12 protein-coding genes are annotated in these 9,824 nt (G+C 72.8%); 3 read left to right on the top strand and 9 right to left on the bottom strand.

The window, feature by feature from the left end; genetic code table 11:
- Window positions 1–111: 111 nt before the first annotated feature.
- The 5 genes from IH26_RS0151665 to IH26_RS0151645 form a co-directional block, all read right to left on the bottom strand.
- Window positions 112–1,305, bottom strand: coding sequence for a tetratricopeptide repeat protein (locus IH26_RS0151665; RefSeq protein WP_030443674.1), 1,194 nt, complete (start codon window positions 1,303–1,305; stop codon window positions 112–114).
- A 104-nt stretch (window positions 1,306–1,409) separates the two neighbouring features.
- Window positions 1,410–1,796, bottom strand: coding sequence for a PPOX class F420-dependent oxidoreductase (locus IH26_RS0151660; RefSeq protein ID WP_030443673.1), 387 nt, complete (start codon window positions 1,794–1,796; stop codon window positions 1,410–1,412).
- The gene (ispF, locus tag IH26_RS0151655) at window positions 1,793–2,269 is read right to left on the bottom strand and encodes a 2-C-methyl-D-erythritol 2,4-cyclodiphosphate synthase (protein WP_030443672.1); all 477 of its coding nucleotides are present in this window, start codon (window positions 2,267–2,269) and stop codon (window positions 1,793–1,795) included. Before ispF ends, IH26_RS0151660 begins: the two co-directional genes overlap by 4 nt.
- Before the next feature lie 18 nt (window positions 2,270–2,287).
- Window positions 2,288–3,016 carry a 2-C-methyl-D-erythritol 4-phosphate cytidylyltransferase gene (gene ispD / locus IH26_RS0151650; protein ID WP_030443671.1) on the bottom strand — a complete coding sequence of 243 codons (729 nt, stop codon included), beginning with the start codon at window positions 3,014–3,016 and terminating at the stop codon, window positions 2,288–2,290.
- Window positions 3,017–3,055: 39 nt separating this feature from the next.
- Window positions 3,056–3,541 carry a CarD family transcriptional regulator gene (locus IH26_RS0151645; RefSeq protein ID WP_030443670.1) on the bottom strand — a complete coding sequence of 162 codons (486 nt, stop codon included), beginning with the start codon at window positions 3,539–3,541 and terminating at the stop codon, window positions 3,056–3,058.
- Between the two features lie 341 nt (window positions 3,542–3,882).
- On the opposite strand from IH26_RS0151645, the gene IH26_RS0151640 reads away from it, so the two are divergent.
- The gene (locus IH26_RS0151640) at window positions 3,883–4,677 is read left to right on the top strand and encodes a hypothetical protein (RefSeq protein WP_030443669.1); all 795 of its coding nucleotides are present in this window, start codon (window positions 3,883–3,885) and stop codon (window positions 4,675–4,677) included.
- 11 nt (window positions 4,678–4,688) lie between these two features.
- Here IH26_RS0151640 and IH26_RS0151635 read toward each other — a convergent pair whose 3' ends face one another.
- From IH26_RS0151635 to IH26_RS0151620, 4 genes are read right to left on the bottom strand one after another with little or no spacing between them, the layout of a single operon-like run.
- A complete protein-coding gene (locus IH26_RS0151635; RefSeq protein ID WP_030443668.1) occupies window positions 4,689–5,147 on the bottom strand; it encodes a DUF6023 family protein in 459 nt (152 codons plus the stop codon).
- Window positions 5,144–6,238, bottom strand: coding sequence for a type III polyketide synthase (locus IH26_RS0151630; RefSeq protein ID WP_034218203.1), 1,095 nt, complete (start codon window positions 6,236–6,238; stop codon window positions 5,144–5,146). The genes IH26_RS0151635 and IH26_RS0151630 overlap by 4 nt, the downstream gene beginning before the upstream one ends.
- A complete protein-coding gene (locus IH26_RS0151625; protein ID WP_030443666.1) occupies window positions 6,232–7,386 on the bottom strand; it encodes an acyl-CoA dehydrogenase family protein in 1,155 nt (384 codons plus the stop codon). The genes IH26_RS0151630 and IH26_RS0151625 overlap by 7 nt, the downstream gene beginning before the upstream one ends.
- Window positions 7,383–8,093, bottom strand: a complete 711-nt coding sequence (locus tag IH26_RS0151620; RefSeq protein ID WP_030443665.1) for a class I SAM-dependent methyltransferase — start codon at window positions 8,091–8,093, stop codon at window positions 7,383–7,385. The genes IH26_RS0151625 and IH26_RS0151620 overlap by 4 nt, the downstream gene beginning before the upstream one ends.
- Before the next feature lie 46 nt (window positions 8,094–8,139).
- Between IH26_RS0151620 and IH26_RS0151615 the strand changes: the two genes are divergently transcribed.
- Window positions 8,140–8,967, top strand: a complete 828-nt coding sequence (locus tag IH26_RS0151615) for a UbiA family prenyltransferase (RefSeq protein WP_030443664.1) — start codon at window positions 8,140–8,142, stop codon at window positions 8,965–8,967.
- An 83-nt stretch (window positions 8,968–9,050) separates the two neighbouring features.
- Window positions 9,051–9,725 carry a hypothetical protein gene (locus IH26_RS0151610; protein ID WP_030443663.1) on the top strand — a complete coding sequence of 225 codons (675 nt, stop codon included), beginning with the start codon at window positions 9,051–9,053 and terminating at the stop codon, window positions 9,723–9,725.
- Window positions 9,726–9,824: the final 99 nt, after the last annotated feature.

Raw genomic sequence — 9,824 nt, 5'->3', positions numbered from 1 at the left:
GCTCAGGACTCAACGTCCAGGGGCACGAAGTGCTCACCGGCCAGCGGCTACCAACCCAGGAGTCTGCCCGAACGACCAACTCCTAGCACTCATTAGGGGTCAGCCGCGGTGTCAGCGCCTGGTCAGGACGACCATGTTGGCCACGGCCGCCAGGAGCATCCCGGCGATCAGGGGAATCACGCCGCCGACCAGGGCATAAACCGGCAGCAGCAGGGGCGCGGCGAGGCTCAGATAGAGCGCCACGGCCAGCCACCGGTGGTTCGCCCGAAGCCGGGCCAGCGCGGCGCCCAGCGGGCCGGGAATGCTGCGCTTGAGCCAGATCAGGACGCCCAGCACGATGATGAGGCCGAACAGGGCGGCCCACGCCCGCGAGATGCCCTCGCTCGCGGTCGCCATCGCGGCGGCCACGACGGCGGCGATCAGCGTGCTGTTGGCGGCGATCTGGGTGCCCCGGCGGACCGTGGCGATCTCGTCGGCCGAGGAGTCGAGGACCGGGCCGCGGGGGCGGCTCACCGCCTGCTCCCCGGCCCAGCCGGCCGAGGAGAGCGATGGCGGCGTCTCGGGTTCGGGCCGGTCGGGCGCCTGGTACGGCCTCGGGAACGGCTGCGGATAGGGCGACGGCCCGCCGACCGCCCCCGGCCCCTCCTCGGGCGGCGGCTCGTCGGCCGTGAACGGGAAGGTCGCGTCGTCCGCGAGGCCCTCGAGCGCCTGCGCCCACCGACGGCGCTCGAAGCGGACAATCCCGACATCACTCTGCGCCGTCCCGATCGCCGGGTCGAGGTCCAGGGCCTCCGCGTACGCCCGCTGGGCCAGGTCGAACAGCTGCAGCCGGGCGGCCACCACCGCCAGCACCAGGTGCGCCTCCGGCTCGGCCGGCGCCACCCGCACCGCGTTCCACGCGGCGTTCAGCGCCGCCTGGCCGTTGCGCGACTCGCTGAGCAGGGCGGCGCCGGTCCGTTGCGCGTACGCGTCGGCCGGCCACCCGCGCAGGATGTCCGAGGCGACCCGGGCCGCGTCCGCATACCGCCGGCTGTCGGTCAGCGCCATCGCCCGGACGACCAGCGTGGTCAGCGTCTGCGGCGCGGCCGCCACCGCGCGATCGGCGGCCACCAGCGCCTCGGCCGGCTGCTCGGCGGCCAGGTGGATCCGGGCGAGCGTGGCCAGCAGGTTCGGCTCGTCCGGCGCCACGCTCAGCCCGGCCGCGATCTCGCCGGCCGCCTCGTCGTAGCGGCCCAGGTCGGCGAGCAGCAGGGCACGCTGCCGGTACTCCTCCGGCGTGGTCTCGGGATCGAGGTCGGGGCCCACGCGTCGAGCGTATTCGCTGACCGCCAGTCAGGCCGAAGGGGCCGGCTCCGCGTACCGGCGCCTCGAGTGAGGCGGCGGAACCGGGGCCGGCCGCCGCGAGCCGATCAGTGGGTGACGACGCGGTCCGGGGTGAGCCGGCAGACCACCCGGGTCGCGCCCGGCGTCGGCGTGAACGGCTTGCCGTCGTACTTGTGGCTGAGCTCGTCGATCAGCTCGTCGCCGCCCTCCTCGACCAGCGTGACCGTGCCCTCGACGGTGAAGTAGTAGTACGGGTCGGCCGGGTCGTACGCGCAGATCGACACCCGCGGGTCGCGTTCCATGTTCCGGGTCTTGCGCCGCCCCCGGATCGTCGAGAACAGCACGTCGTCGCCGTCCCGCTTGATCCAGACGACGGTCGACTGCGGGCTGGAGTCGGCGTTGATCGTGGTGACCACCGCGAAGGTGGTGGAGTCGACCAGACGGCGGACGGTGTCGGGCAGCGGGACGCTCATGCCGTTGATCTGACCATGGCCACCGCGATCGCGGCCAGTCCTTCGCCCCGGCCGGTCAGGCCGAGTCCATCGGTGGTAGTGCCGGAGACGGTGACCGGGGCGCCGACCGCCTCGGAAAGCACCTGCTGCGCCTCGGCCCGCCGCGTACCGATCTTGGGGCGGTTGCCGATCACCTGGATCGAGACGTTGACCACCTCGAACGACGCGGCCCGCACCAGCCGCACGGTCTCGGCCAGCATCGCCGTCCCGGCGGCGCCGGCCCACTCCGGCCGGCTCGTGCCGAAGTTGCTGCCCAGGTCGCCGAGCCCGGTCGCGCCGAACAGCGCGTCGCAGGCGGCGTGCGCGGCGACATCGGCGTCGGAGTGCCCGGCCAGGCCGACCTCGCCCGGCCAGAACAGCCCGGCCACCCAGCAGGGCTCGCCGGGCGCGAAGGCGTGCACGTCGGTACCGACACCGACCCGCTGATCAATCACGCGCTCAGCGTACAAACATCACGGCGAGCGTACGTGCAGCAGCGCCTCGGCCAGGATCAGGTCCAGCGGTCGCGTGATCTTGAGGGCCAGCTCGGAGCCGGGTACGCAGGTCACCGGCAGCCCCGCCTTCTCCACCAGCCCGGCGTCGTCGGTGAGCGCGCCGTCGGCCGACGCGTGCACGGCGGCGAGCACCTCGTGCCGGAAGCCCTGCGGGGTCTGCACGCTGCGCAGGACGCTGCGGTCGACGGTGCCGAGCACGATCTCGCCCGGGCCGGGCTCGCCCGGACCGAGCTCGCCGGGGCCGACCTCCTTGATCGTGTCGACCACCGGCAGCACCGGGATGACGGCCGGGTGCCCCTGACGCACCGCGGCGGCCACCGACTCGATCAGCTGCGGCGGCGTGAGCGCACGCGCCGCGTCGTGCACCAGCACGACCTCGATCTCGGCCGGCACCGCGGCCAGCGCCAGCGATACCGATTCCTGCCGCTCGGCGCCGCCGGCCACCACGGTCACCGGCGCCACGGGGGCCAACAGCTCGCGCACCGCTTCGACCTCGGCGGCCGGGGCGGCCACCACGATCAGCCGAACCGAGTCCGCCGCCGCGACCCGGCGGATGGCGTGCACCAGAAGCGGCTCCCCGGCCAGCAGCCGGAGGGCCTTGGGACCGCCCGGGCCGAGCCGGAGGCCCGCACCGGCGGCCGGAACAAGGACCGCGACGTCACCCCGAGCATTGAGCTGCGCGGTCACGTCGCGGTCCTGGGCAGAGATATGGGGTGAAGCGTCCGGTCAGGCCTCGGTGAGGACCTTGTCGAGGAGAACCTCGGCCTCGTCCTTGGTGCTCTTCTCCGCGAGAGCGACCTCGCCGACCAGGATGTCGCGCGCCTTCGCCAGCATGCGCTTCTCTCCGGCCGAGAGACCGCGCTCACGCTCGCGCCGCCAGAGGTCACGAACAACCTCGGCAACCTTGAGGGGGTTACCGGAGGCCAGCTTCTCGAGATTGGCCTTGTAACGCCGCGACCAGTTGGTCGGCTCCTCGGTGTGCGGTGCGCGGAGGACGTCGAAGACCTTACCCAGGCCTTCCTCGCCAACCACCTCGCGCACGCCGACGATCTCGGCGTTCTCAGCGGGCACCCGAACGGTCAGATCACCCTGGGCAACACGCAGAACGAGATACTGCTTTTCCTCGCCCTTGATGACCCGAGTTTCGATTGCCTCGATGAGTGCGGCCCCGTGGTGGGGGTAAACAACGGTCTCGCCGACACTGAAAACCATAGGTTCGAAGCCCCTTTCGCTGTGTCTAGGGTAACACGCTCAGGCAGCTATGTCCCCCTCTGCCGGTGACTGTTAGTGCTGCTCAGGGGCCTTGTGACGGGCCTTTCTACGGCTTGACAGAAGCCTTGAGACCTGCCTCGGTTACGCACCGTGACGAAAGCGTGACCGCTTTGCCCAACGAGTCGGATATTTCGCACCTACGCCGTTTGTGAGGTCAAGCTTATCGCTAAGGTCCGGAAGCGCGCACTACTGGCGGTCGGGCGAAGGTTAAGGAAGGCTGGACTTCAGGCCCCCGTCCGAAGAACTCCGGGTCGGCCAGGGGAGTGGAAATAGGGTGGGTTATGGCTGTTCCGAGCGACAACGGCGGATGGCCGTCCGATGGCGGCTCGCCCGATGATCTGCCCGACCTCCCCGAGGAGTGGGGCGTGATCGTCATCCCCGACGATCTGTCCGAGCTCTCCGACGAGGTCGAGGCGGTCCGCGCTGAGCTGCGTCTGGCCGGCAAACCGACACGTTGGCGCCGGTTCGTCAACCGCCCCGCCATGCGCCGGGTACGCAAGATCGGCGTCACCGCGGTCCGGGCCCCCGTTCTGATCATCTCGATGGCCGTGCTGGTCACCGTCGCCAGCCTGTTCGCCTCCGCCTGGCCCGGGCCGCCCCGCCAGCCGGCCACCCAGCGCACCGCCAGCACCACCGACGACAGCAACACCGGCACCGGCCCGGGCGTCACCACGCTGCCCGCGCTCGAGCTGATCGGGTCGGATGGGCAGACCGTTCCGCTGCGCGGGCAGCTACCCGCCGTGATCCTGCTGATCGACGGTTGCGATTGTGACAGTCTGGTGGCCGACACGATCGCCGCGGTCCGCCCCGAGGTCGCCGTGGTCACCGTGACCAACGCCCGGGTCACCGCCACGGCCGGCGTCGGCACCCCGCCCACCGGCGCCACCCCGCAGGCCCAGGGCAAGACCATCCGGGTGCTGCACGACCCGAGCGGCACCGTGCGCAGCCAGCTCAAGCTCGGCCCGGCCGACGGCACCGCCGCGGTGCTGCTGGTCGACAAGGGCGGCACGATCGTGCGGACCCTCCCCCGGATCGCCGCGGTCGGCCTCCTGAAGCCCGAGCTGGCCCGCCTCTAGCCGAGCGTTCGCTAGCCGGCGGTGTGCAGGAGGATGTATCGGAAGACCACCGGGCCGACATCCCCGACGGACACGTGCAGCCGCAGCCGGCCGGAAGTGCCCACGTCGAACTGTTCCGCCTGGGAATCGTCCGAACATTTCAGGCCGAGCCCCGAGTCGATGGCCGTGTCGTCCATGCTGACCCGCACCCGGCTGTCGGGACCGCCGACACAGACCACCGACACCTGGTAGGTGCCCGGGTCGACATCCGAAACCATCTCGTGGTCCGAGTTGGCCGCCAGCGCCACGGTGTCCGCGTCGTCCTGGTCGGCCTTGTCCGGCAGCAGCCGCACGGCGCTCGCCTGCCACTGCGCGATCATGGGGTCGGCCGCCGGACGCGGCGCCGCGCGGAACCACCAAGTGGTCCCGCCGGCCAGCAGCAGGGCGGCGGTCGCGTACAGCGCCACCCCACGTGCCCGATCGCCGCTCACAGTGTGACTGTAGAAGTGTCGAGCTCTGTGACAGCAGAGGTTTCGAGCAGCGCCCCGTAGAGGGTGAGCCCGGGCCCGAACGCGAGCAGCACGACGCGGCGCGGTGGCCGCGCCCGGCGACGCAGCACATCGAGGACCAACAGCACGGTCGGTGAGGAGCAGTTCCCGTACGCGGCGAGCACCTCCCGGGAGGCGGCCAGCGCCCCGTCGTCCAGCCCGAGCCGCTCCTGGACCACGTCGAGGATCTTGGGGCCGCCCGGGTGCACCGCCCAGCCGTCCACCTCGGCGACGGTCAGGTCGTGCCGGGCCAGCAGGTCGTCGACCAGCTTGCGGACGTGCACCGCGAGCACGTCCGGCACCCGCGGGGACAGGCCCATCCGGAAGCCCCGATCGGTGACTTCCCAGGTCATGTGGTCGGCGGTCGTGCTGTCGGTGACGGCGGCGACCTCACGGACGGCGTACGCACGCTTGGTTCTGCTGCCCGGAGTGACCACGACGGCGGCCGCGGCGTCCGAGAAGAGCGCGTGCGAGACGATCTGCTGGATGTCGGCCCGCAGGGCCGGCGGCTGCAGGTGCAGGCTGGTCAGTTCGGCGCAGAGGAGCAGCGCCGGGCGGCCCTGGGCGATCGCGAAGTCGGCCGCCGCGCCCAGCCCGGGCAGCGCCGCGTAACAGCCCATGTGCCCGACGAACAGGCGACGCACGTCGGGGGCCATCCCCAGGTCACGGGCGAGCAGGATGTCCAGCCCCGGCGTCGCGTAGCCGGTGCACGAGCAGACCGCGAACAGGCCCAGCTCGTCGGCGGCCAGGCCCGCGTCGGTGAGCGCCCGGCTCGCCGCCTCCTTGCCCAGCGGCACCGCCTCGGCCTGGTAGCGGCGCATCCGGCGCTCGGTCGACCACTCCGACACGTCCTCCAGCAGCGGGCTCACCGCGGCCTGCCGGTTGCGCACGCCGGCGTTCGCGAAGATCCGCTCGGCCAGCACCCGGCGCGCCCCGGTGTGCTGCCGGCCGAAGTAGCCGGCCCAGAGATCGTCCTGCCGGACCGCGGGCGGCAAGGCGACCCCCACCCCGGCGATCGCCGCATGGCTCACCATCGCGGGGCGGACCCGTCCGAGTCGGGATCGCCGCCGAGCGCGTCCACCCCGAGCCAGTCGGCGCAGACGTCGCTGGTGGCCGGCTGCAGCGAGCCGGCCCGGGCGTCGCGGTAGAGCCGTTCGAGCGGGTGGCCGCGGCGCATCGCCGAGGTGCCGGCCGCCTCCAGCATCGAGGCCGCCACCTCGGCCGCGGTCGTGCCGGCCAGCAGCTTGGCCCGCCACACCCAGCGGTTGGTCTCGGTCTCGCCGGGCGCCGCATCGACCCGCCGGGCCGCCTCCATCACCGCGAGGTGGGCGGCGGCCACGGCCGCGTCGGCCCGCCCTATCCGGGCCCGGATCGCCGGCAGATGGGCCAGCTTGCGCTCGTTGACGTGCTCGATCGCGGCGTCCACCGAGGCCCGGGCCACGCCCACGTAGACCGCGGCGTAGCTGGCCACCATCCAGTGCGGCGCGAGCTGGGCCACCACGAGGGCCAGGCCTTCGACGCCGCCGAGCAGGGCGCCGGGCGGCACGGTGACGTCGACGTGCAGGTCGTGCGAGGCGGTCGCGCGCATCCCCAGGGCATCCCACGTCGGGTCGACCCGTAAACCTGCGCCGGCCGGAACGAGGAACTGGGACACCTTCTCCGGCTCCTCGGCGCTGCGCGCGGCGACCAGGTACGCGTCCGCATGGCCCGCCCCGGAGCAGAACGTCTTGGCGCCCTCGATCCGGTAGCCACCGTCCACCGGGCGGTACTTGGTGCTCATCTGGGACAGCCGAGAGCCGACGCCGCGTTCACTCATCGCCACCGCGTACCAGGCACCCCCGGCGGCGGCCCGCAGATAGTCGTCGCGGGCCTCCAGCGCCTCGGGCGGCAGGCCCAGCGCCTCGGCCAGTTCGTCGGTCACGCCGCTGAGCGCGCCGGTCACCGACGCGTGCATGTTGAAGATCAACGCGGTCGCGCCGTTGCCGCGGGCCAGCTCGTACGCGATCGCCGCATAGTCCGCGAAGCCGGCGCCCGCCCCGCCCAGCCGCTCCGGCGCCATCAGCCCGAAAAACCCGGCCGCACGCAGGTCGGCGAAGTCGTCGGCGGGAAACGTGCCCTCCCGGTCGTGCGCGGCCGCCCGGGCCGCGAACCGGGGCACCAGCCGCCGGGCCTCGTCGATCATGAACGCTCCCCCTCCTTGCGCCCGGTCCCCTGGTAGAGCACCGTCTTCAGCCCCGACGGCACGATCCGGCCACCGCCGCGGCGCAGCACCCGCCACCGGAAGAGCCCGGTCATCGTCGGCCGGGCGCCGCGCACCTCGACGCGTACGCCATGGCTCGCGAACTCGGCGATCAGCCGGCGCGGGCGCACGAACAGCGCCGGATCGTGCAGGTTCGGCGGGGCGAAGCCCAGCCGCTCGCCGGCGGTGACCGTGATGAACCGGCTCAGCGCGTTGTCGTTGACCGTGTCCAGCACCAGCAGCCCGCCCGGCCGCAGCACCCGGGCCAGCTCGGCCACGGTGGCCGGCAGGTCGGTGACGTGCTCGAGGATCTCGCCGGCCGCCACCACGTCGGCCGCGCCGGTGGCGATCGGCAGCGCGGTCACGTCGCCGTTCACCGGGCGTACGCCATGCTCGGCGGCCTGTCGCAGGCCGGCCCGGCGGAGATCGACGCCGACGTGCCGGTAGCCCTTGCCGGCCACGTGCGGGGCCAGGAGGCCGCCGCCACAGCCCGCGTCGACCAGCACCGCGCCCGGGCGATCGGCCGGCGGGATCAGCGCGGCCCGGGCCGCCGCCAGCCAGTGCAGCATCTCGAAGCCGCCGCCGCGCCGCCACCATTGGTCGGCCAGCTCGTCGTACTGCCGCGGATCGTTCCGGGCCATCGACCGCATGTGATCGAGCGTGGCACGCCTCGAGCACAACCACCACACTGCTCCCATGGCTCGCCCCCTCGCCCTGATCCGGTCGTCCCACCCGGAGCCCGGTCTCGCGGTGACCGTGGCGATGACCCTGCTCGCCGTCGGCGTGGGCCATCGCGGCTGGGCGATCCCCGGGATCTTCCTGGCGGTCGGCGCCACCCAGCTGGCGGTGGGCTGGGTCAACGACTGGCTGGACGCGGTGCGGGACCGGCAGGCGGGTCGCGCGGACAAGCCGATCGCGGCGGGGGCGGTCTCCCGGCGTACGGTCGGCATCGCGGGTCTGCTCTCGGCTTTCGCGGTCCCCGTGCTGGCCGCGCCGTTCGGCCTGGAGCCGGCCGCGATCCTCACCGTGGCCACCGGGGTCGCGCTGCTCTACGACTGGCCGCTGAAGTCCACGGTGTTCTCGGTGCTGCCCTACCTGGTCGCGTTCGGCCTGCTGCCGGCGTTCGTGGTGACCGCGCTGCCGGGCCATCCCGCGCCGCCGGCCTGGCTGGTCGCGGCGGCCGCACTGCTCGGCGGCGGCGCGCACTTCGCGAACGTGCTGCCCGATCTCGACGACGACGCGGCCACCGGGGTCCACGGCCTGCCCCATCGGCTCGGCGCCACCGGCTCCATGATCGCCGCCGCGGTGCTTCTCCTGGGCGCGACGCTCACGCTGGTCTTCGGACCCCCCAGACCGCCGTCGTGGGCGGGCTGGTCGGCCACCGCGGCCGCCGTCGTGGTCCTTCCGCTGGGGTGGTACGCCGCCCGGCGCGCCGCCGGACGCCGGGTGGCGATGTTCCGCGCGGTGATCGTGGTGGCCCTGATCGACGTCCTGTTGCTGATCTTCAGTGGCCGGGTGGTCTGAATGGACGGGTCGGCGCACGCTCCAGATCACCGACCTCTACGCTGAGGCTTACGCCCTTTGGTGTCGTCTCTTGGAGGATCGTGATGCGCTCGCTCGGAACCCGCCGCGTCACTCTGGCCGCGGGTGCCGCGATGGCCGCCGTGATCGCACTTTCCGGCTGCTCGGCCGGGCAGGTCGCCGAGACCGCGCTGCTGCAGAGCCCGGTCTCCGGGCTGAATGCGCAGAGTCCCGACGGCACCCTCCTGATCCGCAATCTCCAGGTGGCCTACAACGGCCCGACCGGCTACTCCGCCAACGGCACCGCGCCGCTGGAGGTCAGCCTGTTCAACCAGAGCCAGCAGGAGATCACCGTGATGATCACCAGCGGGCCGGTGCCCCAGCAGTCCAGTCCGCCGCCGAACACGGTGCCGGCCGCCGTCGTCTCGGCGACGCAGATCGGCGTCGGCGCTCTCGCGTCCTCGTCCGGCGCCACGGTCGCGCCCACGCCGGATGCGTCGGCGTCGGCCGAGCCGAGCGCACCCGCCCTGCAGCCGGCCAAGTTCACCATCCCGGCTCTGGGCAGCCAGGTCTTCACCGCCGAGGGCGGCCCGGTGCTGCAGGCCCAGGGCCTGACCGACATCCTCCGCCCGGGCGACTCGCTGAGCTTGACCGTCCAGGTGGGCGGCGGCCCGGCGTTCGACGTGCTCGCGCCGTTCGCGATCCCGACGTCGCCGGCCTCCCGCGCCCCGGGCAGCGACGACGAGAACCACGAGCAGTAATTTGTGGTTCTACTGACGCATGTGTGGGTGGTTTAAGCCGTTCTGTGCACTACATGCCGTTGTCCCGCCTAGGTTCTGGCTTGTCGAAGGTCAGAACGG

It is taken from the genome of Actinoplanes subtropicus (assembly GCF_000721705.1).
In the GTDB taxonomy this organism is placed as follows: Bacteria; Actinomycetota; Actinomycetes; order Mycobacteriales; family Micromonosporaceae; genus Actinoplanes; species Actinoplanes subtropicus.
The sequence above is the reverse complement of the archived record's forward strand: the minus strand, read 5'-3'. Positions and strand labels throughout refer to the sequence as shown.

Coding starts and splice junctions, on each gene's coding strand:
- IH26_RS0151660 (WP_030443673.1), bottom strand. CDS start 1,796: ATGAGCGTCCCGCTGCCCGACACCGTCCGCCGTCTGGTCGACTCCACC.
- IH26_RS0151645 (WP_030443670.1), bottom strand. CDS start 3,541: ATGGTTTTCAGTGTCGGCGAGACCGTTGTTTACCCCCACCACGGGGCC.
- IH26_RS0151640 (WP_030443669.1), top strand. CDS start 3,883: ATGGCTGTTCCGAGCGACAACGGCGGATGGCCGTCCGATGGCGGCTCG.
- IH26_RS0151630 (WP_034218203.1), bottom strand. CDS start 6,238: ATGGTGAGCCATGCGGCGATCGCCGGGGTGGGGGTCGCCTTGCCGCCC.
- IH26_RS0151625 (WP_030443666.1), bottom strand. CDS start 7,386: ATGATCGACGAGGCCCGGCGGCTGGTGCCCCGGTTCGCGGCCCGGGCG.
- IH26_RS0151620 (WP_030443665.1), bottom strand. CDS start 8,093: ATGCGGTCGATGGCCCGGAACGATCCGCGGCAGTACGACGAGCTGGCC.
- IH26_RS0151615 (WP_030443664.1), top strand. CDS start 8,140: ATGGCTCGCCCCCTCGCCCTGATCCGGTCGTCCCACCCGGAGCCCGGT.
- IH26_RS0151610 (WP_030443663.1), top strand. CDS start 9,051: ATGCGCTCGCTCGGAACCCGCCGCGTCACTCTGGCCGCGGGTGCCGCG.